The following is a 21,844-nucleotide window of genomic DNA, read 5'->3' as shown; positions in this document are numbered from 1 at the left end:
GCAAGGCCGTGCCGATGAGGGATGATCGCGGCGTGATGACGTTCCTCGGGCGCGGGCCCGGTCGCGACTTCGTGTTGCTGGCGCTCCCCAAGACGGCCAGCACGACCCTGGAGCGCGCCCTCGCGCCGCACGCCACCGAGTCGATCACCTCACCGCCCGCCCGCAAGCACCTGCCCGCGCGGGGGTTCGTGCACACCAAGGCGCACGAGCTCGCCGCCCAGGGACACCCGCGCGAGTCGTACGAGCTGGTCACCATGTTCCGCGAGCCGATCGCCTGGCTGGAGTCGTGGTGGCGCTACCGGGCCCGCGACGACAGCCGCCGGTCGACGGCCGACATGACCTTCGAGCAGTTCGCGCTGCACTACCTCGCAGGCGACGACGATGCCCCGGTCCCGCGGGGCCGTCCGGCGCGGTTCATCGAGGCGCAGGGCGCGGTGGCGGTCGACCGGATCCTGAGCGTCGACCGGCCCGACGTGTGGTCGGCCTGGTTCAGCGAGCGGCTCGGCGTCCCGCTGGAGTTCGAGCGGCGCAACGCCTCGGGGGCGCAGCGCGGCGAGCTCGGCACTGGCACGCGCGAGGCCCTGACGGCCCACTTCGCGCCGGAGTACGACGTGTGGCGGCGCCTGGCCGACACGGGGCAGTGGTCGGGTGCGCGCGGCACCCGGCTGCGCGAGGTGGCCGGGTAGGCGATCAGTAGGTGTAGCCGAACAGCTCGATGTCCTCGGCGTAGACCTCGGCGACGCGTCGGCGGGTCTCGTCGGTGTAGTAGTCGTGGTAGGTGCCGTGCTTGGACTTGTTCTTGTGCGGCGGGACAGTGGGCTCGAGGCCCAGCTGGACCTGGACCCGCTGCAGGTCCTCGACGAAGTTCTCGGTGCGGCCGACGAAGTCGACCTCGCGGTTGAACCGCGGCGCGCGCAGGTAGGTGATCTGCGGCGTGCCGACCCGGGGGAGCTCCTCGGTCCCGCGCATCACGAACTCGTCGAAGCCGGAGTACGCCGCGGCGGCGCGCCACATGTCGTTGCCGTCGCGCATGGAGTTGTGCTTGACGTCCTGCGGCTTGCCGCTCGAAGGACCGTGCCGGCGGTCCCAGGCGGTGATCATCGAGTACCACGACACCATCCGGGCCCACGGGTTGCGGACGAACCCGAACGTCCAGTAGTCGAGGACCTGCGGCTCGTGCTTGAGGATCTTGCCGAGGGTCGCGTGCCGGCCCAGCGCCGGGCGCGCCTTGCGGGCGTCCGGGCAGGCCTCCTTCACCGTCTCCTCGACCGACACGCCGCCCGTCTTCGGGACGTGGACGAAGAGGACCTGCCGGGAGTCGCTGATCAGCACGCGCCGAGGCTATCCCACGCTCCGGCGCCTCCCGCGCGGTGCCGGAGCCCCGTGTCGCGGCCCTAGCATCGGGGCGTGTCCACCACCGCGACGACCGCCGCAGCCCGGGGCTACCGCCGGTCCCAGAAGGTGCTGCACTGGCTGACCGTCGTCGCCCTGGCCGCGCAGTTCGCGGTCGGCTACGCCCTCGACCTCGACGGGGACTGCGACCCGCCGGGCGAGGACCGCAGCGGCGGCGACACCAGCGACGCGGCCGAGGAGCGGATGGAGCGGCTCGAGGAGGCGTGCGAGGCCCGCGCCGACGGCTACGACCTGGTCGGAGGCGGCTTCGACCTCGCCGAGCTGCACCTGCTCCTCGGGCTCGCGGTGCTGGCGCTCGGCGTGGTGCGCCCGGTCTGGCGTCGCGTCGCCGGCCTGCCGCCGTGGTCCGAGCACCTCTCGCCGGCAGATCGCAGGCTCGTGCACTGGACCGAGCGGGCGCTGCTGCTGCTCCTCGTCGTGGTGCCGCTGAGCGGCCTGCTGCTCGTCGGCACGGGAGACGACGCCTGGCTGCCCCTCCACGTCGGGGCGCACGTGGCGTTCTTCGTCGCCCTCGCCGCGCACCTATTCACCAATCTGCGCCCGGCGATCCTGCGCCGGATGGTGTGACCGGCCCGGTCAGGCCTCGAGCGGCCACCCGCGCTGTGCCCAGCCGCCGGTGCCGCCGGCCACGTTGACCGCCGGCACGCCCTGCGCCCGGAGGTGGTCGACGACCTGACGGCTGCGTCCGCCGCTCTGGCAGATCACGAAGACGGGGGTGTCGCGGGGCAGCTCGGCGACCCTGGCGGGCACCTCGTTCATCGGGATGTGGACGGCACCGGGCACCCGTCCGCGGGCGACCTCGTCGGCCTCGCGCACGTCGAGGACGTACGCCCCCTGGCTGTGGGCCGCCGCGAAGTCGTCGAGGCCCACCTCGTCCTGCGGCCCGTCGGCCGCGGCCTGCTGGGCGGCCTGCATCTCCTGGCGCACGGCGTCCATGTCGAGCTCGCGCGCCTGCTGGATCACGCCGGCGAGCGCCTGCGGCGGCAGCGCGCCGGCCTGGTTGAAGAGCAGGACCCCGTCGCGGAACAGCATCAGCGTCGGGATCGAGGTGATGGCCGCCATCTGGCTCAGCTGCTGCTCGGCCTCGGTGTCCACCTTGCCGAAGACGATGTCGGGATTGTCGTGCGACGCCTTCTCGTAGACGGGCGCGAACTGGCGGCACGGGCCGCACCAAGAGGCCCAGAAGTCGACGAGGACGATCCCCTCGCCACTCACGGTCTGCTCGAAGTCGGCCAGGGTCAGCTCGCGGGTGCTCATGACTCCAGCCTGCCACGCCGGCCCTACGCCATCACCAGCCGCGTGAGCGCCACTCGGACAGGTGGGGACGCTCGTCGCCCAGCACGCCGTCGTTGCCGTGGCCGGGGTAGAACCAGGTCTCGTCGGGCAGCCGGCCGAAGATCTTGGTCTGGACCTCACCGATGAGCTGCGCGAACGCCGCTGCGTCGCCGAACGTCGCGCCGACCCCGCCGGGGAACAGCGAGTCGCCGGTGAACAGGTGCGGGGCGGCGGAGACGGCCTGGTCGTCCAGCAGCAGGCAGATCGAGCCGGGCGTGTGTCCGGCGACCGGGACGACCTCGAGGGTGCAGCTGCCGACCGGGATCCGGTCGCCCTCGCCCACGCGTGCGTCCACATGGACCCCGGTCTGCTCCTCGATCGCCGGGGCGTCCGGCGCTCCGGCGACGACCACGGCGCCCGGGTGCGCGGCCTTGACGGCGGCCAGCGCGCGGTGGTGGTCCCAGTGCTGGTGGGTCGTGACGATCGCGGACAGCGTGCGGTCCCCGACGAGCTCGAGCAGGCGCTCGGGCTCCGCGGCCGCGTCGACGAGCACGACGTCGTCGGTCTCTTTGCAGTGCAGGAGGTAGCAGTTGTTCGACATCTCGGGATCGACCGCGACCTTGGTCACGGTCAGCGGCCCGAGGGTGCGTACGGCGGGCGGTCCGCCCGGCGCGACCTCCCCGGTGTAGCTCGCGTGCTCGTTCACCATGGCCGTACCTCCGGGAGTCTTGTGCTGTCGCTGGTGAGCCCCTCGCCGGAGCCGCGGCCGGTCAGCCACCACCCCAGCGCGGCGGACGGGCCGGTGACCACGGGGCCGCCGGGACCCTCGCCGTAGCGCCACTCGCCGTCGACGTCGGTGGGCCGGACGAGGAACGGCTCCGGATAGTCGCGCTTGGTCATGGACGCGAGCAGCAGGACGCAGAACTCGCGCGGCCAGTCGGCGGGGGAGTATCCGGCGTCGAGGTCGACGTGGTGGATCTCCACCTCGCGCAGCCGCATCAGGGGGACGTTGACCAGGGCGACGACGGGACCGCCGGGCGTCCGCTCGAACCGTCCGTCCCAGTCCTGCTCGTGCATCGCGTCGAGGGCAGCGGCGAACCGCGACGTTGCGGCCAGCAGGCGTTCGCGCAGCTCGCCCGGCCCCGCGGCGGCCAGCGCCTCGATGTCGGCGTCGCGCGCCTCGACCGAGGCGTAGACCGGTGCCGGCGCTCCCGTGTGCGCCCCGTGGAGCACGCCGGCCAGCCCCTCGGCGTTGAGTGCGACGTGGGCGACGACGTGCGCACGCGTCCAGCCGGGCAGTTGGGACGCCTCGGCATACTGGTGGTCCGAGAGTGAGTCGACCGTGCGGACGAGCGCTCGATCCGCACGGGCGATCAGGTCCGGGGTCGGGCGGCGCGCATCGGTCACGTGCCCATCGTGCCACCTCCCGTCCACCCTGCCGGGTGGACGATGGACCCGGTGTCGGTGGTGCGTGAGATGGTGGAGCGGCGCGTCGGATTGACCCGACTGCGACACCGGGACGAACATGTGTTCGACTCCACCGTTACGCCAGATCGAGGAAGCACAGTGGCCGACCAGCTGATCATCCGGGGCGCCCGGGAGCACAACCTCAAGGACGTCTCCCTCGACCTCCCGCGTGACTCGCTCATCGTCTTCACGGGCCTGTCCGGGTCGGGCAAGTCGAGCCTGGCCTTCGACACGATCTTCGCCGAGGGCCAGCGTCGCTACGTCGAGTCGCTGTCGGCGTACGCCCGTCAGTTCCTCGGACAGATGGACAAGCCCGACGTCGACTTCATCGAGGGCCTCAGCCCCGCGGTCAGCATCGACCAGAAGTCCACGTCGAAGAACCCTCGCTCCACCGTCGGCACCATCACGGAGGTCTACGACTACCTCCGCCTCCTCTACGCCCGCGCCGGCCGCGCGCACTGCCCGACCTGCGGCGCGCCGATCGAGCGGCAGACGCCCCAGCAGATCGTCGACCGCATCCTCGGCCTGGAGGAGGGACGCCGCTTCCAGGTGCTCGCACCGGTGATCCGGGGCCGCAAGGGCGAGTACGTCGAGCTGTTCCGCCAGCTGCAGCAGCAGGGCTTCAGCCGCGCGCGCGTCGACGGTCAGACCCACTCGCTCGACGAGCCGCCGGTCCTCGACAAGAAGCTCAAGCACACCATCGAGGTGGTCGTCGACCGCCTCGCGGTCAAGGAGTCGTCCAAGCGCCGCCTCACCGACTCGGTCGAGACGGCCCTGGGCCTCGCCGGCGGGCTGGTCGTCTTCGACTTCGTCGACCTCGATGCCGCCGACCCGGGCCGGGAGATGAAGTTCTCCGAGAAGATGGCGTGCCCCAACGACCACACCATCGACACCGACGACCTCGAGCCGCGCTCCTTCTCCTTCAACTCGCCCTTCGGTGCGTGCCCGGCCTGCTCGGGTCTCGGCACCCGGATGGAGGTCGACCCCGAGCTGGTCGTCCCCGACCCGAGCGCGACGCTCGGCGAGGGCGCCATCGCGCCGTGGAGCGGTGCCCACGTCGCCGACTACTTCCTCCGTCTGGTCAACGCGCTCGGCGAGGAGCTCGGCTTCGACCTCAACACCCCCTGGGAGCAGCTGCCCGCCAAGGCGCGGACCTCGCTGCTCGAGGGTCACAAGACCAAGGTCCACGTCGTCACCCGCAACCGCTACGGCCGCCAGCGCGCCTACTACGCCGCGTTCGAGGGCGTACGCCCCTACGTCGAGCGCCGCCACCGCGAGGCCGAGTCCGACACGAGCCGCGAGCGCTTCGAGGGCTTCATGCGCGAGGTGCCGTGCCCGACCTGCCGCGGCACGCGGCTCAAGCCGGTCTCGGTGTCGGTCACCCTGGGCCCGCGCGACCAGGGCGGCAAGAACATCGCCGAGGTGTGCGCGCTGCCGATCAACGAGGCCGCCCACTACCTCCGCACGCTCGACCTGTCGGTGCGCGAGCGCCAGATCGGCGAGCGCGTCCTCAAGGAGATCCAGGAGCGGCTGCAGTTCCTGCTCGACGTCGGCCTCGACTACCTCTCCCTCGACCGGCCCAGCGGCTCGCTGTCCGGCGGCGAGGCGCAGCGGATCCGGCTGGCGACCCAGATCGGCGCCGGCCTGGTCGGCGTCCTCTACGTCCTCGACGAGCCCTCGATCGGTCTCCACCAGCGCGACAACCAGCGGCTGATCGAGACGCTGGTGCGGCTCAAGGACCTCGGCAACACCCTCATCGTCGTCGAGCACGACGAGGACACGGTGCGAGTGGCCGACTGGGTCGTCGACATCGGCCCGGGGGCCGGTGAGCACGGCGGCCAGGTCGTCCACTCGGGCTCGGTCGAGGACCTGCTCAACCACCCGGACTCGATGACCGGCCAGTACCTCAGCGGTCGGCGCGAGATCCCCATCCCCGCCGTACGCCGCCCGCGCACCAAGGGGCGCGAGCTGACCGTGCACGGCGCCCGCGAGCACAACCTGCGCAACGTCGACGTCAGCTTCCCGCTCGGCGTCTTCACCGCCGTCACCGGCGTCTCCGGCTCCGGGAAGTCGACCCTGGTCAACGACATCCTCTACACCTCGCTGGCCAAGCAGATCTACAACGCCCGCACGGTCCCCGGGCGGCACACGAAGATCACCGGGCTCGAGCACGTCGACAAGGTCATCCACGTCGACCAGTCGCCGATCGGCCGCACCCCTCGGTCCAACCCGGCCACCTACACCGGCGTCTTCGACCACGTGCGCCGGCTCTTCGCCTCCACGCCGGAGGCCAAGATGCGCGGCTACCTGCAGGGCCGCTTCTCGTTCAACGTCAAGGGCGGACGCTGCGAGGCGTGCTCCGGTGACGGCACGATCAAGATCGAGATGAACTTCCTGCCCGACGTCTACGTCCCGTGCGAGGTCTGCCACGGCGCCCGCTACAACCGCGAGACGCTGGAGGTGCACTACAAGGGCAAGACGATCGCCGAGGTGCTCGACATGCCCATCGAGGAGGCGGCCGACTTCTTCGCCGCCGTGCCGGCGATCTCGCGGCACATGCAGACGCTGTGCGAGGTCGGCCTGGGCTACGTCCGGCTGGGGCAGCCGGCCACCACGCTCTCGGGTGGCGAGGCGCAGCGCGTCAAGCTGGCAAGCGAGCTGCAGAAGCGGTCCACCGGCCGCACGGTCTACGTCCTCGACGAGCCCACCACGGGGCTGCACTTCGAGGACATCCGCAAGCTGCTCCACGTCCTGTCCGGGCTGGTGGACAAGGGCAACACCGTGCTGGTGATCGAGCACAACCTCGACGTCATCCAGACCGCCGACTGGCTGATCGACATGGGTCCCGAGGGCGGCTCGCGCGGTGGCACGGTGGTCGCCGAGGGCACGCCGGAAGAGGTGGCCGCGGTGGCCGAGAGCCACACGGGGGCCTTCCTCAAGCCGATCCTCGAGGGTCGTGGCGCGCAGCAGCCGGGCAAGCCGCGGCGTCCCTCGGCCGCCGCCGCTGCGGCACCGGCGCGCAGGACCACCGCGAAGGCCACCGCCAAGGCTGCGGCGGAGAAGGCTCCCGCCAAGAAGGCCGCCGCCACCAAGGCTCCCGCCAAGAAGGCTCCTGCCGAGTAGTCGGCGGCGAGGCGCCGCGGCGTCGGTCACCCGCACGTCGTGGTAGTCACAGGGTCCTCACAGGTGTGCTGGCTAGGGTCACGGCATGACCGTGATCAACAGACGACGTGCCCTGTCCGGAACCGCCGCGATCGTCGTCGGCGTCCCCGTCCTCGCCGCCTGCGGCTCGGACGACACGACCGCGACCGACCCGGCGACGTCCGGCGACGCGACGACCGACCCCAGCGCGAGCGCTGACGCCGGCGGCGAGGGCTCCGGCGCCGCGACCCTGGCGAGGGCTGCCGACGTGCCGGTCGGCGGCTGCTTCGTGGTCGCCGCTGCGAAGGTCGTGGTGACCCAGCCGACCGAGGGGGACTTCAAGGCGTTCTCGGCCATCTGCACCCACCTGGGCTGCGCGGTCGAGTCGAGCACGGACGGGGTCATCCCGTGCCCGTGCCACGCGAGCGAGTTCTCGCTCGAGGACGGCTCGCCGCTGTCCGGGCCGGCCACGGCTCCGCTGGAGGCGGTGCAGATCACCGTCGACGGCGACTCCATCTCCCGCGCCTGAGCGGTTCCGAGCCGGGGGTTCCGAGGCCCTCCGGGGCCTCGATACGCCATGATGCTCCCCGAACGCCCCGAACCGGGGGCACGACGGGGGAGCACCACATGTTGATCAGGGCTGTACGAACGCGCACCGCCGTCGCATCGGCCGCGGCCGTCGCGGCGGCGTTGCTCATGCCAACGCAGGGCGGCGCGGCGCCGGCCGCCGGCGCGTCGCGGGACACCGTCGAGGTCACCGGCACGGTCATCGTGCTGGCAGGCGAGAACGGCCAGCCGGACCGCTACTCGCTGCTGCTGCCGTCGGGGCGCACCATCGAGCTCGCCGACGGCTTCGAGGCCGAGCCGCTGTCGCGCTTCACCGGCACGGTCGCCGTGCCGGGCGAGGGAAGCGGCCGGACGCTGACCGGCTCGCTGCGCGCCAGCACGCTGCGGCGAGCGACGCAGTCGGCGGCACCCATGGAGGTGGTCCGTGCCCGGGTCGCGCACCCGGCGCCGTCGCCGGGGCCAACCAACCACACGACGTACGTCGCCAAGGTGACCAACTTCGGCACCATCGGGCTCAGCGACCAGCAGATCCTGGCGAACATCGACGCCTCGCAGCAGTACTGGGTGCGGGAGTCGGCCGGCATGATCCCGTCGTGGACCACGGTCACGGGCGTCACGCCGGTGACGACGACGGCCAGCTCGGTGGGCGCAGGCTGCGGCCTCGGCGCGGGTGGCGCCGACTTCCCCGCCGTCGTGGACAGCGTCGCCGCGCAGGCATACCCCGGGGTGGACTTCTCGGGCAGGTCGCCCAACCACCTTGTCATCGTGGTCCCGGCCAACTGCAGCGACGTCACCGCCGGCCGGGCCCGGCTCGGCGCGTCCTTCGCCAGCGGTGGACCGATGATCTTCGGCGCCCGCCCCCAGTCGCAGCCCACGATCGACCACGAGTTCGGGCACAACGTCGGGCTGGAGCACGCCAACAACATCGCGAAGGAGTACGGCGACGCCTACGAGGTGATGGGCGCCGCTCCGAACCAGTACCGCAGCCCCGTGCTGGGCACCGTCTACCGCTGGGAGCAGGGGATCGTCGGCGCCGGCGAGGTCGTCGACGCGAGCAACGGCGGCGGGCCGTGGTCCCTGGCGGCCCGCTCGGCCGCCGGCGGGCTGCGCAGCGTCGTGTTCATCGACCCCGACGACGGTCGTCGCCACTTCGTGGACTACCGCAACGCGACGGGCAACGACGCCGGCACCTGCTACGCCAGTGCCTGCAACCTCACAGACTACGGTTACGGCCAGAGCTACGCACCGGGCATCACCATCGAGCGGGAGAACGAGTCGAGCGGCGCCTTCCTCCACGCCGCCGGCGGTGACGGCGTGCTGACGGGTGGCGAGACCTGGTCCAACGCGAGCGGAACGCTCAAGGTGACCGGCAACGGCAGCACGGTCTCGGTCGCCCGCAACACCAACGTGCCCACCGTCGCCGGCGGCAGCGCCGTGACGACGGGGCCGACCGCGCTGCGCGACGTGACCGCGAGCGTCTCCGGCTTCAGCCCGGCGCCCGCCGGCTACCGGTTCCAGTGGCTCTTCAACGGCCAGCCCATCGCCAACGCGGAGGAGCGGACGTTCCGCCCGAGCCTCGCCATGGCGGGCGGGGCGCTCAGCGTCGCCGTGACGGCGTACGCCCCGGGCCACAACCCGCGCACGGTGGAGTCCGCCCGCCAGGCGGTCGCGCCGGCTAGCTGGCACGCCGTGGGCGCGCGCCGGGCGCCGGAGGTCAGCGGCACGACCCGGGTCGGGCAGACGCTGACGGCCCTCGGCCTGAGCTGGGTGAACTACTACGCCGAGCGACCCGCCGACCTGGCACCGACGTACCAGTGGAGCCGCAACGGCACGATCATCCAGGGCGCCACCGGACCGACGTACCGGCTGACGGCGAAGGACCTCGGCAAGACGATCCAGGTGGCGGAGTACCCCCGCGCCGCGGGCTACGCGACGTCGACCTTCGCCCGGTCCGGCTCGACCGCCAAGGTGACCATCGGGCGCCTCGCCACGAAGCGTCCGAAGATCGCGGGCAAGGCCCGGGTCGGCAAGCGGGTGGTCGCCAAGACCCCCGGCTGGACCAACGGCACGAAGTTCACCTACCAGTGGTTCGTCGGCAAGTCGGCCGTCAAGGGAGCGACGAAGAAGAAGCTCGTCGTCACCCGCGGCATGCGTGGCAAGAAGCTCGTCGTCAAGGTGACGGGCAAGAAGAAGGGCTACAAGAAGGCGACCGTGAAGTCCCGTCCGGAGAAGGTGCGCTGAGCGGCACTCCGGTCGGCTGACCGGGCGGTCCCCGGTGTCGGGGGCCGCCCGTAGGGTTGGCGGGTGGCATCCCCCAGCTCCTATCGACCCGCGCCGGGCTCGATCCCGACCAATCCGGGGGTCTACCGGTTCCGCGACGCCAAGGGCCGGGTGATCTACGTCGGCAAGGCCAAGAGCCTGCGGTCCCGGCTGTCGTCGTATTTCCAGGACATCTCCAACCTCCACCCGCGCACGGCCAGCATGGTCACCACGGGCGCGAGCGTCGAGTGGACGGTCGTCGACACCGAGGTCGAGGCGCTCCAGCTCGAGTACAGCTGGATCAAGGAGTTCGACCCGCGGTTCAACGTCAAGTACCGCGACGACAAGTCCTACCCGTGGCTCGCGGTCACCGTGGGCGAGGAGTTCCCGCGCGTGATGGTCGGCCGCGGGGCCAAGCGCAAGGGCACCCGCTACTTCGGTCCCTACAGCCACGCCTGGGCGATCCGCGAGACCGTCGACCTGCTGCTGCGGGTCTTCCCGATGCGCTCGTGCAGCAACGGCGTCTTCAAGCGGTCCGCGCAGATCGGCCGGCCGTGCCTGCTCGGCTACATCGACAAGTGCTCGGCCCCGTGCGTCGGCAGCGTCACCCCCGAGGAGCACCGGGCGATCGTCGACGACTTCTGCGACTTCATGGCCGGCAACACCACGGCGTTCACCCGGCGCATCGAGCGCCAGATGTACGCCGCCAGCGAGGCGCTCGACTTCGAGAAGGCCGCGCGCCTGCGCGACGACCTCGGCGCCCTCAACCGGGCGCTGGAGAAGCAGGCGGTCGTGCTCGGCGACGGCACCGACGCCGACGTCATCGCGCTCGCCGAGGACCCGCTCGAGGTCGCCGTGCAGATCTTCTACGTCCGCGGCGGGCGCATCCGCGGGCAGCGCGGCTGGGTCGCCGACCGCACCGACGAGGGCGGCACGCCCGAGCTCGTGCAGGACTTCCTGCTCCAGCTCTACGGCGGCGTCAGCGCCGACGAGGGGCGGGACTCGATCCCGCGCGAGGTGCTGGTGCCGGCGCTCCCGCCCGACCACGACGTCCTGGAGGAGCTGCTCACCGAGCGGCGGGGGAGCAGGGTCGCCATCCGGGTGCCGCAGCGCGGCGACAAGCGCGACCTGCAGCAGACGGTGGCGACCAACGCCGCCCAGGCGCTCGCGCTGCACAAGACCAAGCGCGCCAGCGACCTCACCACCCGCAACCGGGCGCTGGAGGAGATCCAGCAGGCGCTGGCGCTCGACGAGGTGCCGCTGCGCATCGAGTGCTACGACGTGTCCAACCTCCAGGGCACGGAGGTCGTCGCCTCGATGGTCGTCTTCGAGGACGGCCTGGCGCGCAAGTCGGAGTACCGCCGGTTCGTGATCCGCGGCGTCGACGGGCAGAACGACGTCGCCTCGATGCACGAGGTCATCACCCGGCGGTTCCGCCGCCTGCTCGACGAGCAGGCGAGGAGCCAGACGGTCGCCACCGACTCCGGCCCGATGCTGGTGGACCCGGAGACCGGACGCCCCCGCAAGTTCGCGTACGCCCCGGCGCTCGTGGTCGTCGACGGCGGCCCGCCCCAGGTGGCGGCGGCACAGCAGGCGCTGGCCGAGCTGGGCCTCAACGACGTCCCGGTGTGCGGGCTGGCCAAGCGGCTCGAGGAGGTGTGGCTGCCGGGGGAGGAGGACCCGGTGATCATGGCCCGCACCAGCGAGGGTCTCTACCTCCTGCAGCGGATCCGCGACGAGGCGCACCGATTCGCGATCAACCACCACCGCAACCGCCGCTCGAAGTCGATGGTCGAGAGCATGCTGGACGACGTGCCGGGGCTCGGCGAGGTGCGGCGCAAGACGCTGCTCAAGCACTTCGGCTCGCTCAAGAAGCTGCGCGAGGCCGACGTCGACGCGATCGCGCTGGTGCCCGGCATCGGTCCCCGCACCGCGACCGCGATCAAGGATGCCGTCGCCAAGGCCGACGCCACCCGCAAGACTGCGGCCAGGACGCCGACGATCAACACCGCCACCGGCGAGATCATGGAGGACGACTGATGGACGAGCCGACCCCCGGCGAGCTGGTGATCGTCACCGGCATGACCGGCGCCGGTCGCAGCACGGCCGCCAAGGAGCTGGAGGACCTCGGCTACTTCGTGGTCGACAACCTGCCGCCCACCCTGGTGCGCGACGTGGTGCGGCTCGTCGACGACAGCCGCGGCATGCACCAGCCGATCGCGGTCGTGGTGGACGTGCGGTCCGGCTCGTTCTTCGACTCCCTGCAGGCCAACCGGCACCAGCAGGTCACGGGCCGCCCGACGACGCTGCTGTTCCTCGAGGCCACCGACGAGGTCCTCGTGCGACGCCAGGAGGCCGCGCGCCGCCCGCACCCCCTGCAAGGTGGCGGCCGGCTGCTGCACGGCCTGCGCCGCGAGCGCGAGGTGATGGCCGACCTCCGCGGCGACGCCGACGTCCTGCTCGACACCTCGAGCTACAACGTTCACCAGCTCCAGGACCGCATCGCGGAGCTGTTCGGCACCGCGGCCTCGACCCGGCTGAAGATCACCGTGATCAGCTTCGGGTTCAAGTACGGCATCCCGGTCGACGCCGACTGGGTGGCGGACATGCGGTTCCTGCCCAACCCGCACTGGGTCCCCGAGCTGCGCCCGCAGAACGGTCGCGACCCCGACGTCGCCGCCTACGTGCTGGCCCAGCCGGACGCGGGGACCTTCCTCACCCAGTACCTCCCCGTCCTGAGGACGGTCGCCGAGGGCTACCTCGTCGAGGGCAAGCGGTTCATGCAGGTCGCGGTCGGCTGCACCGGCGGCAAGCACCGCAGCGTCGCGATGTCGGAGGCGGTCGCGGAGCTCCTCCGCCAGGACGGCTACGACGTGAGCACCGCCCACCGCGACCTCGGCAGGGAGTGACGTGGCCCGCGAGACCGCCCAGGCCGCGGTGGCCCTGGGCGGCGGGCACGGGCTGGCGGCGACGCTGTCGGCGCTGCGCCGCCTCCACGACGACCTCACCATCGACGAGCTGACCGCGGTGGTGACCGTCGCGGACAACGGCGGCTCGTCCGGGCGGCTGCGCGACGAGTTCGGCGTGCTGCCTCCCGGCGACCTGCGGATGGCCCTCGCCGCGCTGTGCGGCGACGACGAGTGGGGCCGGACCTGGGCCGACGTCGTCCAGCACCGCTTCGCCGGCCAGGGCGAGATGAACGGCCACGTCGTCGGCAACCTCCTGATCGTGGGCCTCTGGGAGCTGATGGGCGACCACGTCCGGGGCCTGGACTGGGTGGGCCGGCTGCTCGGCGCCCACGGGCGGGTGCTGCCGATGGCGACGACACCGATGGACATCACCGCACGGGTGCGCGGCGGCGACGGTGCGGACCCGGGCGCGGTGAGCGTCGTACGCGGCCAGGTGGAGGTCGCGACCGCCGCGGGCCGGATCGAGTCCGTCGCCCTCGTGCCCGCGGACCCGCAGGCGTGCGAGGAGGCCGTCGAGGCGATCCTGGCTGCCGAGTGGGTCGTGCTCGGGCCGGGCTCGTGGTTCAGCTCGGTCATCCCGCACCTGATGGTCCCGGGCCTGCGGCGCGCGCTCGCCGACACCACCGGCCGACTCGTGGTGGTGCTCAACCTCGAGGCGCAGGCGGGGGAGACGACCGGCTTCGGGCCCGAGGACCACCTCGCCGCCCTCTTCGAGCACGCCCCGGACCTGACGGTGCACGCCGTGCTGGTCGACCCCTCGACGCTGGCCGGCGACCGCGACCAGCTCGAGCGGGCGGTCGCCGCCCGCGGGGCCCGGCTCGTGGTCGAGGACATCGCCGTGCCCGGCGAGCCCCGCCACGACCCCGACCGTCTGGCGGCCGCCTTCCGGCGCATCGTGGACGAGGGTTGAGCGGCCCGCTCGCACCTCGGGGAGGGCGACGAGGGTTGTTGACCACCGTGGGAGGATTCGGGCCATGGCAATGACGGCACAGGTCAAGGCAGAGCTCGCCTCCACCCAGATCACGAAGACCTGCTGCCGCAAGGCCGAGGTGGCCTCCATGCTCCGCTTCGCCGGCGGCCTGCACATCGTCAGCGGTCGCATCGTCGTCGAGGCCGAGCTGGACACCGGCGCCGCCGCGCGCCGGCTGCGCAAGGACATCGCGGAGGTGTACGGCCACCCCTCCGACGTCGTGATGGTGCAGGGCAACGGCATCCGCAAGGGCAGCCGCTACATCGTGCGCGTCACCAAGGACGGCGAGGCCCTCGCCCGGCAGACGGGGCTGCTCGACCAGCGCGGGCGTCCCGTGCGGGGTCTTCCGCCGGGCGTCGTCAGCGGCGGTGGCTGCGACGCCGTCGCAGCGTGGCGCGGCGCCTTCCTCGCGCACGGGTCGCTGACCGAGCCCGGACGCTCGTCGTCGCTCGAGATCACCTGCCCGGGCCCCGAGGCCGCCCTGGCGATCGTCGGCGTCGCCCGGCGTCTTGGGATCTCCGCCAAGGCCCGTGAGGTGCGCGGCGTCGACCGGGTCGTGATCCGCGATGGCGACGCCATCGGTGCGCTGCTCACCCGGCTCGGGGCCCACGAGTCGCTGATGGCGTGGGAGGAGCGGCGGATGCGCCGCGAGGTCCGCGCGACCGCCAACCGCCTCGCGAACTTCGACGACGCCAACCTGCGCCGCTCGGCCCGGGCCGCAGTCGCAGCGGGAGCCCGCGTCGAGCGCGCCCTGGAGATCCTCGGCGAGGAGATCCCCGACCACCTGCGCCAGGCCGGCCACCTCCGGCTGGAGCACAAGCAGGCCTCGCTCGAGGAGCTCGGCCAGCTGCACGACCCCGTGCTGACCAAGGACGCCATCGCCGGCCGGATCCGCCGGCTGCTGGCGATGGCCGACAAGCGCGCCGAGGAGCTCGGCATCCCCGACACCGAGGCGTCGCTGACGCCGGAGATGCTCGCCGAGGACGCGTGAGCGGTGACCGGGACGTGACCGTGCGGTGACGTTCTTGGATCGATCCACAGTTACCTGTCCGTACGGCGGGCGACCGTCCTCCTGACCCGGGTGCGGACCCGCTAGGGTCGGAAGCGCTGGTCACCGAAGGCCAGTGTCGTCAACGGGGTCACCGAAGGCCCCACACCGAGGAGAGATGAACATGACCGTCCGCGTAGGCATCAACGGCTTCGGCCGCATCGGCCGCAACTTCTTCCGCGCCGTGCGCGCCTCCGGCGCCGACATCGAGATCGTCGGCGTCAACGACCTGACCGACAACGCCTCCCTCGCCCACCTGCTCAAGTTCGACTCGATCCTGGGCCGCCTCGACGCCGACGTGTCGAGCGACGAGTCCTCGATCAAGGTCGGCGACCAGACGATCCACGCCTTCGCCGAGCGCGACCCGTCCGCCCTCAAGTGGGGCGAGATCGGCGCCGACGTCGTCGTCGAGTCCACCGGCTTCTTCACCGACGCGACCAAGGCCCGCGCCCACGTCGAGGCGGGTGCCAAGAAGGTCATCATCTCCGCTCCGGCCTCCAACGAGGACATCACCGTGGTGATGGGCGTCAACCACGAGCTCTACGACCCGGCCGCGCACACGGTGATCTCCAACGCCTCGTGCACCACCAACTGCCTGGCTCCGATGGCGAAGGCGCTCCACGAGGAGTTCACCATCGTCAAGGGCCTGATGACCACGGTGCACGCCTACACCGCCGACCAGAACCTCCAGGACAACATCCACAAGGACCCGCGCCGCGCTCGTGCCGCCGCCCTCAACGTGGTCCCGACCTCGACGGGCGCCGCCAAGGCGATCGGCCTGGTCCTGCCCGAGCTCAAGGGCAAGCTCGACGGCTACGCGCTGCGCGTCCCGGTGCCCACCGGCTCCGCCACCGACCTCACCTTCGAGGCCGGCCGCGAGACCTCCGTCGAGGAGGTCAACGCCGCGATCGAGAAGGCCGCCGACGGCCGCTACCTGCGCTACTCCACCGACCCGATCGTCTCCAGCGACATCGTCACCGACCCCGCGTCGTGCATCTTCGACGCGCCGCTGACGAAGGTCATCGGCAACCAGGTCAAGGTCGTCGGCTGGTACGACAACGAGTGGGGCTACTCCAACCGCCTCGCGGACCTGATCACCTACATCGGCGAGACGCTCTGACCCGATGTCCGACATCGACGCAGGCATCGCCTCGCTCGGCGACCTGGGGGGCAAGCGCGTCCTGGTCCGCTCGGACCTCAACGTGCCCCTCGACGGCGCCGGGACCGCAGAGGTCCGGATCACCGACGACGGCCGCATCCGCGCGAGCGTGCCGACGATCCGCCAGCTGTCCGACGCGGGTGCCCGGGTGGTCGTCACCGCCCACCTGGGCCGCCCGGACGGCAAGCCGGACCCGGCATACTCGCTGAAGCCGGTCGCCGACCGGCTGTCCGAGCTGCTCGGGCGGCCGGTCGCCTTCGCCGCCGACACCGTCGGAGCGAGCGCCACCGAGACCGTGGCCGCGCTGGGCGACGGCGACGTGGCGGTGCTGGAGAACGTCCGCTTCAACGCCGGCGAGACCAGCAAGGACGAGGCCGTCCGCGGCGCCTTCGCCGACGAGCTCGCAGCGCTCGCCGACGCCTTCGTCTCCGACGGGTTCGGCGTGGTCCACCGCAAGCAGGCCAGCGTGTACGACGTCGCGCTCCGGCTGCCGTCCGCGATGGGCGGCCTGGTCGCGGCGGAGGTCGACGTGCTGCGCCGGCTCACCGAGCACCCCGACCGGCCCTACGTCGTCGTCCTCGGCGGCTCGAAGGTGTCGGACAAGCTCGGCGTGATCGACAACCTCATCGACAAGGCCGACCGGCTGCTCATCGGTGGCGGCATGGTGTTCACCTTCCTCAAGGCCCAGGGCCACGAGGTCGGCAGGAGCCTGCTCGAGGACGACCAGCTCGACACGTGCAGGCGCTACCTCACCGAGGCAGCGGATCGCGGCGTCGAGATCGTGCTGCCGACGGACGTCGTCGTCGACACCGAGTTCCCCTCGGGCGAGCGCGACCCGCAGCCGCGCGTCGTGCCCGCCTCGGAGATCCCCGCCGACGCGCTCGGGCTCGACATCGGCCCGGAGTCGGCCGCCGCGTTCGCGGCGGCGCTGGCGGACGCGCGCACGGTGTTCTGGAACGGTCCGATGGGCGTGTTCGAGGTGGACGCCTTCGCCGACGGCACCCGCGCCGTCGCCCAGGCACTCACCGAGGTCGACGGCCTGTCCGTCGTCGGCGGTGGCGACTCCGCCGCGGCCGTGCGGCAGCTGGGCTTCGACGAGGCAGCGTTCGGCCACATCTCCACCGGCGGTGGCGCGTCGCTGGAGTTCCTGGAGGGCAAGGAGCTCCCGGGCATCGCCGTACTCGAGAAGGACTGACACGTGGCTGGCTCCGCAAAGACCCGTACCCCGCTGATGGCGGGCAACTGGAAGATGAACCTCAACCACCAAGAGGCGGTGGTGCTGGTCCAGAAGCTCGCCTGGACGCTGGCAGACAAGCGGCACGACTTCGGCAAGGTCGAGGTGGTCGTGGTGCCGCCGTTCACCGACCTCCGCTCCGTGCAGACGCTCGTCGACGGCGACCGCCTCGCGATCCGCTACGGCGCCCAGGACGTCTCGGTGCACGACGAGGGCGCCTACACCGGCGAGATCTCGGCGGGCATGCTCGCCAAGCTGGGTTGCTCCTACGTCGTGGTCGGGCACTCCGAGCGCCGGATGTACCACGGGGAGAGCGACGAGCTCGTCAACGCCAAGGCGCACAAGGCGCTGCACGCTGAGATGACCCCCATCGTGTGTGTCGGCGAGGGCCTCGACGTACGGCAGGCGGGCGAGCACGTGCCCTTCACGCTGTCGCAGGTCGACGGCTCGCTCGACGGCTTCACCGCCGAACGGGTCGCCGGCCTGGTCGTGGCCTACGAGCCGGTGTGGGCGATCGGCACCGGTGAGGTGGCGACTCCCGACGACGCGCAGGAGGTCTGCTCGGCGATCCGCGAGCGGGTGCGCGAGGTGCACGGCGACGCGGCCGCCGAGGGCCTGCGAATCCTCTACGGCGGGTCGGTGAAGGCCGCCAACGTCGGCGGGATCATGGACAAGGCGGACGTCGACGGGTGCCTCGTGGGCGGGGCCAGCCTGCAGGTCGACGAGTTCGGCGGCATCTGCCGGTTCTACGACATGCCGGTGCTGTGAGGGCACGCACCGGTTCGCCCGGACGTGACGTAGGCTTCCGCTCGTGATTCTGCTCTTCACCGTCCTGCTCGTCATCTCGAGCGCGATCATGATCCTGCTGGTGCTGCTCCACAAGGGCCGCGGTGGCGGCCTGTCCGACATGTTCGGCGGAGGGGTCTCCAGCAGCCTGGGCGGGTCGTCGGTGGCGGAGCGCAACCTCGATCGGTTCACGATCGGCATCGGCGTCATCTGGTTTGCCTGCGTCGTCGCCCTGGGCCTCCTCATGGCCTACCAGGGCAACTGACCCCCTTCTGAGTCTCGACAAGGAGTCCTCGTGGCTGGTGGTGGAAACGCGATCCGCGGTAGTCGGGTCGGCGCCGGACCGATGGGTGAGGCCGAGCGCGGCGAGGCCGCGCCGCGGCAGACGGTCACCTACTTCTGCAGTCATGACCACCGCTCGGTGGTGACGTTCGCGATCGAGGCGTCGGCCCCCGAGTCGTGGGACTGCCCCAAGTGCGGCCTGCCCGCCAGCCTGGACAGCGAGAACCCGCCCCCGGCGCCGAAGATCGAGCCCTACAAGACGCACCTGGCCTACGTGAAGGAGCGTCGCAGCGAGACCGAGGCCGCCGACATCCTCGACGAGGCCGTCGCCCTGCTGCGCAGCCGTCGCAAGGCCGGCGAGATCATCTTCTGATCCCGACCGGGCGCCTCCTCGCGCTGGGGAGCGCCGACTGGGCGCCTCCTCGCGCTGGAGAGCCCCGACCGGGCGCCTCCTCGCGCTGGGCGCAGGGAGCCTGTGGATGAGTTGCGCGGCGGGCGGCTGATGTCGGGCATCGTCGCGACATGCCCCTCATGCCGCCCTGGTGCCGCGACGTCGTGCTCCTCGACGCGCGGGCACCCGTCCCGATCGACCGACCCTTCACCGCGCGCGACGCCGACGCGTGCGGCGTACCGGCTGCGCTGCGGCACAAGCTGGTGGCTCGCGGGCTGCTGCGGCCGCTGGTGCGTGGGGTGTACGTCGCCTCGCAGGTGCCGGACTCCTTCCGGCTCCGGGTGGCGGCCGTCGCCCTCGTGACACCGCCGCACGTGGTCGTGGTCGACCGCACCGCCGCCTGGATCCACGGGGTGGATGCGCTGCCGCGCACCGCGATCCGGGCGATGCCGGCGCTCGACCTCTACAGCCGCGACGGGAGCCGCGTACGCCGCGCCGGCGTGGCCAGCGGGATCCGAGAGCTCCGGCCCCGCGACGTCGAGCAGCTCGGACCACTCGCCGTCACCACCGCGCTCCGTACCGCGTGCGACCTGGGCCGCCTGCTCTGGAGGTACGACGCGCTCGCCGCCGTCGACGGTTTCCTGCGTCACGGCGTCGACCGCGACGAGCTCGTGCACGAGGTCGAACGCTTCAAGGGGTTCCGCGGTGTCGTGCAGCTTCGTCATCTCGCGGCGATCAGTGATGCCGGCGCCGAGTCGCCCCCGGAGAGCGCGCTGCGGCTGCACTGGCACGAGTCGGGCATCCCGGCCTGGCCGGAGACGCAGGTCTGGGTGCACGGCGACGACGGCGCACCCCGGTACCGCATCGACGTCGGCGACCGCGAGGTCCGCTTCGGAGCGGAGTACTACGGCGAGGAGTTCCACACCGAGGCCGACCGAGTCGCCGACGAACGCCGCCTCGCCTGGCTGAGCCGGGAGCGGTGCTGGCACATGGAGGTGTTCATGCGGGAGGACGTGTACGGCGCAGAGCTGGCGGCGGGCCACCGGCTGCGCCACGGGTACGAGCAGGCCCGTGCGTCGCTGGGCATGCGTCAGACGACGTACGTCGACCTGGCCCGGTAGCGCGAGGAACTGCCCGATCGGCGGCCCCCAGCGCGAGGAACTGCCCGGTCGGCCGCCCCCAGCGCGAGGAACCGCCCGGTCGGCGGGTCAGGGGAGGGCGGACGCGGCTGCCTCGTCGAGCCACCACACGGTCGCCTCGTTGCGTACGCCCCGGGCCGGCGTCTCCTCGACGGAGCCCTCCGCGGCGAGGGCTCGCGCGACGGCCTCGGCCTTGCCGTCGCCGCTGGCGATGAACCACACCGCGCGAGCGCGCTCCATCGCCTCGAAGGTCAGGCTCACGCGGTCCGGCGGGGGCTTCGGTGAGTCGTGGACGGCGACCGCGACGGCGTCACGCGCGCCGAGGGCCGGGTGCCCCGGGAAGAGCGAAGCGGTGTGGCCGTCGGGACCGATGCCCAGCATCAGCACCTCGAAGGTGCCGCCCCCGTGCTCGCGCAGCGCCGCGTCGTACGCCGCTGCCGCGTCCTCGGCGGTGGCCACCTGGTCGCTGGCGGGCACCTCGTGGACGCGGGCCGGGTCCACGCCGACGCGGTCGAGGAAGGCCTCCCGCGCCTGCCGGGCGTTGCGGTCTGTGGAGTCGGCCGGGACGAAGCGCTCGTCGCCCCACCAGAAGTCCACCCGGGACCAGTCCACCGACGAGTCGGGTGCGCGACGAGCGAGCTCGCGGTGCAGCGCCTCGGTGATGGTCCCGCCGGTGAGCGCGACGTGCGGCACCTCGCCGCGTGCCTGCGCGGCCTCGATGCGGTCGAGGAGCGCGGACGCGAGGTCCCCGACCAGCAGGTCGGCGTCGTCGTGGCGGCGCAGCTCGGGGCTCATCCGGCGTCCTCCATCTCGACCAGGTGCTTGGCCGTCGCCGCGTAGACGTCGTCCTCGTCGAGGCGGCGCAGCTCCTCGGCCAGGAGCGCCGGGATCTCGCGGCGCTTGAGGGCGACCGGGCGGTTCGGGCGGTGGGGCGAGGAGAAGGTGGCCAGCCGGCCGTCGGCGCGGGAGATGCGGATGGGGCCCTCCTCGGTCTCCATGCTGACCTCGGTGATGCCCGGTCCGTCCGAGTGGCCGCGGGCCACCTCGACCCCGAGCCGGTCGCTCAGCCAGGCGACGAGCAGATCGGCGCTGGGGCTCACCCGCTCGGCGGTGACCTTCGCGCCGGTGACCTCGAGCGGGTGCTGGTCCAGGGCGGCGGCCAGGAGCGCGCGCCACGGCGTGAGCCGGGTCCAGCTGAGGTCGGTGTTCCCGGGCGCGTAGGCGCGGCACTGGTTGACCATCGCGCTGGCCTTGCCGCGCGAGGCGGAGGCGGAGTCGGTGATGCGGCGCTGGGCCAGGGCCCCGAGCGGGTCGGACGCGGGGTCGGCCGGCGCGGTGGTCGGCCACCAGATCGCGACGGGGGAGTCCGGGAGCAGCAGGGGCAGCACGACGGACTCGGCGTGCTCGACCACCTCGCCCTCGAGCCGGATCAGCGCGGTCTCGCCGCCCCAGCCGTCGCCGCTGCCCACCTGCGCGCTGACCCGCGACGTGCCGCGCGTCTCGCCCAGGATCACGCCGAGCACGCGGGACGGGTGCTCGCGCGAGGCGCGCTTCGCGGCGAACATCGCCTCCTCCGCGTCCTCCTCCGGCGCGACGATGATCAGCGTCATCACCATGCCCATCGCGGGGCTGCCGGCCCGGGTGCGGGCGCGGACGAACTCGGCGGCGATCTGGGAGGAGTTGGTGTCGGTGAGCTCGATCATCGCAGGGTCACCTCGGGGTCGGGAACGGAGCGAACGGCGGT

The 21,844-nt window shown here is 72.2% G+C and carries 21 protein-coding genes; 15 read left to right on the top strand and 6 right to left on the bottom strand.

The window, feature by feature from the left end:
- The first annotated feature begins 14 nt into the window (after window positions 1–14).
- On the top strand, window positions 15–686 hold the full coding sequence (locus J3P41_RS00725) for a hypothetical protein (protein ID WP_210443306.1): 672 nt from the start codon (window positions 15–17) through the stop codon (window positions 684–686).
- A 4-nt stretch (window positions 687–690) separates the two neighbouring features.
- Here J3P41_RS00725 and J3P41_RS00720 read toward each other — a convergent pair whose 3' ends face one another.
- On the bottom strand, window positions 691–1,332 hold the full coding sequence (locus J3P41_RS00720) for a sulfotransferase family 2 domain-containing protein (protein WP_210443305.1): 642 nt from the start codon (window positions 1,330–1,332) through the stop codon (window positions 691–693).
- A 75-nt stretch (window positions 1,333–1,407) separates the two neighbouring features.
- On the opposite strand from J3P41_RS00720, the gene J3P41_RS00715 reads away from it, so the two are divergent.
- A complete protein-coding gene (locus J3P41_RS00715) occupies window positions 1,408–1,980 on the top strand; it encodes a cytochrome b/b6 domain-containing protein (RefSeq protein WP_210443304.1) in 573 nt (190 codons plus the stop codon).
- A gap of 9 nt (window positions 1,981–1,989) precedes the next feature.
- Here the strand turns inward: J3P41_RS00715 and J3P41_RS19090 are convergent, their stop codons facing one another.
- From J3P41_RS19090 to J3P41_RS00700, 3 genes are read right to left on the bottom strand one after another with little or no spacing between them, the layout of a single operon-like run.
- Complete coding sequence (locus J3P41_RS19090) at window positions 1,990–2,670, bottom strand: thioredoxin domain-containing protein (RefSeq protein WP_210443303.1); 681 nt, start codon at window positions 2,668–2,670, stop codon at window positions 1,990–1,992.
- Window positions 2,671–2,701: 31 nt separating this feature from the next.
- Window positions 2,702–3,397, bottom strand: coding sequence for an MBL fold metallo-hydrolase (locus tag J3P41_RS00705; protein WP_210443302.1), 696 nt, complete (start codon window positions 3,395–3,397; stop codon window positions 2,702–2,704).
- A complete protein-coding gene (locus J3P41_RS00700) occupies window positions 3,391–4,095 on the bottom strand; it encodes a maleylpyruvate isomerase family mycothiol-dependent enzyme (protein ID WP_210443301.1) in 705 nt (234 codons plus the stop codon). The genes J3P41_RS00705 and J3P41_RS00700 overlap by 7 nt, the downstream gene beginning before the upstream one ends.
- Window positions 4,096–4,254: 159 nt before the next feature.
- Here J3P41_RS00700 and uvrA point away from each other — a divergent pair, with 159 nt between their 5' ends.
- The 13 genes from uvrA to J3P41_RS00635 all read left to right on the top strand — a co-directional run bounded on the left by uvrA (window position 4,255) and on the right by J3P41_RS00635 (window position 20,082).
- Window positions 4,255–7,278 (top strand): excinuclease ABC subunit UvrA, encoded by a 3,024-nt coding sequence (gene uvrA, locus J3P41_RS00695; protein ID WP_210443300.1) that lies wholly within the window; start codon window positions 4,255–4,257, stop codon window positions 7,276–7,278.
- A gap of 85 nt (window positions 7,279–7,363) precedes the next feature.
- The gene (locus J3P41_RS00690) at window positions 7,364–7,825 is read left to right on the top strand and encodes a Rieske (2Fe-2S) protein (RefSeq protein WP_210443299.1); all 462 of its coding nucleotides are present in this window, start codon (window positions 7,364–7,366) and stop codon (window positions 7,823–7,825) included.
- Window positions 7,826–7,992: 167 nt separating this feature from the next.
- On the top strand, window positions 7,993–10,104 hold the full coding sequence (locus J3P41_RS00685; RefSeq protein WP_210443298.1) for a hypothetical protein: 2,112 nt from the start codon (window positions 7,993–7,995) through the stop codon (window positions 10,102–10,104).
- A gap of 63 nt (window positions 10,105–10,167) precedes the next feature.
- Window positions 10,168–12,162 (top strand): excinuclease ABC subunit UvrC, encoded by a 1,995-nt coding sequence (uvrC, locus tag J3P41_RS00680; protein WP_210443297.1) that lies wholly within the window; start codon window positions 10,168–10,170, stop codon window positions 12,160–12,162.
- Window positions 12,162–13,031: an RNase adapter RapZ gene (gene rapZ, locus J3P41_RS00675; protein ID WP_210443296.1), complete on the top strand. Its 870-nt coding sequence runs from the start codon at window positions 12,162–12,164 to the stop codon at window positions 13,029–13,031. Before uvrC ends, rapZ begins: the two co-directional genes overlap by 1 nt.
- A 1-nt stretch (window position 13,032) precedes the next feature.
- Window positions 13,033–14,001 (top strand): uridine diphosphate-N-acetylglucosamine-binding protein YvcK, encoded by a 969-nt coding sequence (gene yvcK / locus J3P41_RS00670; RefSeq protein WP_307861765.1) that lies wholly within the window; start codon window positions 13,033–13,035, stop codon window positions 13,999–14,001.
- A 64-nt stretch (window positions 14,002–14,065) separates the two neighbouring features.
- The gene (whiA, locus tag J3P41_RS00665) at window positions 14,066–15,052 is read left to right on the top strand and encodes a DNA-binding protein WhiA (RefSeq protein ID WP_210443295.1); all 987 of its coding nucleotides are present in this window, start codon (window positions 14,066–14,068) and stop codon (window positions 15,050–15,052) included.
- A 181-nt stretch (window positions 15,053–15,233) separates the two neighbouring features.
- Window positions 15,234–16,229 carry a type I glyceraldehyde-3-phosphate dehydrogenase gene (gene gap / locus J3P41_RS00660; protein ID WP_210443294.1) on the top strand — a complete coding sequence of 332 codons (996 nt, stop codon included), beginning with the start codon at window positions 15,234–15,236 and terminating at the stop codon, window positions 16,227–16,229.
- A gap of 4 nt (window positions 16,230–16,233) precedes the next feature.
- A complete protein-coding gene (gene pgk / locus J3P41_RS00655) occupies window positions 16,234–17,463 on the top strand; it encodes a phosphoglycerate kinase (RefSeq protein ID WP_210443293.1) in 1,230 nt (409 codons plus the stop codon).
- A gap of 36 nt (window positions 17,464–17,499) precedes the next feature.
- Window positions 17,500–18,270 (top strand): triose-phosphate isomerase, encoded by a 771-nt coding sequence (gene tpiA, locus J3P41_RS00650; protein ID WP_246861520.1) that lies wholly within the window; start codon window positions 17,500–17,502, stop codon window positions 18,268–18,270.
- 43 nt (window positions 18,271–18,313) lie between these two features.
- On the top strand, window positions 18,314–18,553 hold the full coding sequence (gene secG, locus J3P41_RS00645) for a preprotein translocase subunit SecG (RefSeq protein ID WP_210443291.1): 240 nt from the start codon (window positions 18,314–18,316) through the stop codon (window positions 18,551–18,553).
- Between the two features lie 30 nt (window positions 18,554–18,583).
- On the top strand, window positions 18,584–18,943 hold the full coding sequence (locus J3P41_RS00640) for an RNA polymerase-binding protein RbpA (protein ID WP_210443290.1): 360 nt from the start codon (window positions 18,584–18,586) through the stop codon (window positions 18,941–18,943).
- 149 nt (window positions 18,944–19,092) lie between these two features.
- Window positions 19,093–20,082 carry a type IV toxin-antitoxin system AbiEi family antitoxin domain-containing protein gene (locus J3P41_RS00635; RefSeq protein ID WP_210443289.1) on the top strand — a complete coding sequence of 330 codons (990 nt, stop codon included), beginning with the start codon at window positions 19,093–19,095 and terminating at the stop codon, window positions 20,080–20,082.
- 87 nt (window positions 20,083–20,169) lie between these two features.
- Here the strand turns inward: J3P41_RS00635 and pgl are convergent, their stop codons facing one another.
- Together pgl and J3P41_RS00625 are read right to left on the bottom strand one after the other, a co-directional pair.
- Window positions 20,170–20,895 carry a 6-phosphogluconolactonase gene (pgl, locus tag J3P41_RS00630; protein WP_210443288.1) on the bottom strand — a complete coding sequence of 242 codons (726 nt, stop codon included), beginning with the start codon at window positions 20,893–20,895 and terminating at the stop codon, window positions 20,170–20,172.
- Window positions 20,892–21,803, bottom strand: a complete 912-nt coding sequence (locus J3P41_RS00625; RefSeq protein WP_210443287.1) for a glucose-6-phosphate dehydrogenase assembly protein OpcA — start codon at window positions 21,801–21,803, stop codon at window positions 20,892–20,894. Before J3P41_RS00625 ends, pgl begins: the two co-directional genes overlap by 4 nt.
- Window positions 21,804–21,844: the final 41 nt, after the last annotated feature.

The sequence above is a fragment of the Nocardioides sp. SYSU D00065 genome, assembly GCF_017916425.1.
Classification (GTDB): Bacteria; Actinomycetota; Actinomycetes; order Propionibacteriales; family Nocardioidaceae; genus Nocardioides.
Note: the sequence above shows the minus strand (reverse complement) of the source record. Positions and strands in the feature narration are given on the sequence as shown.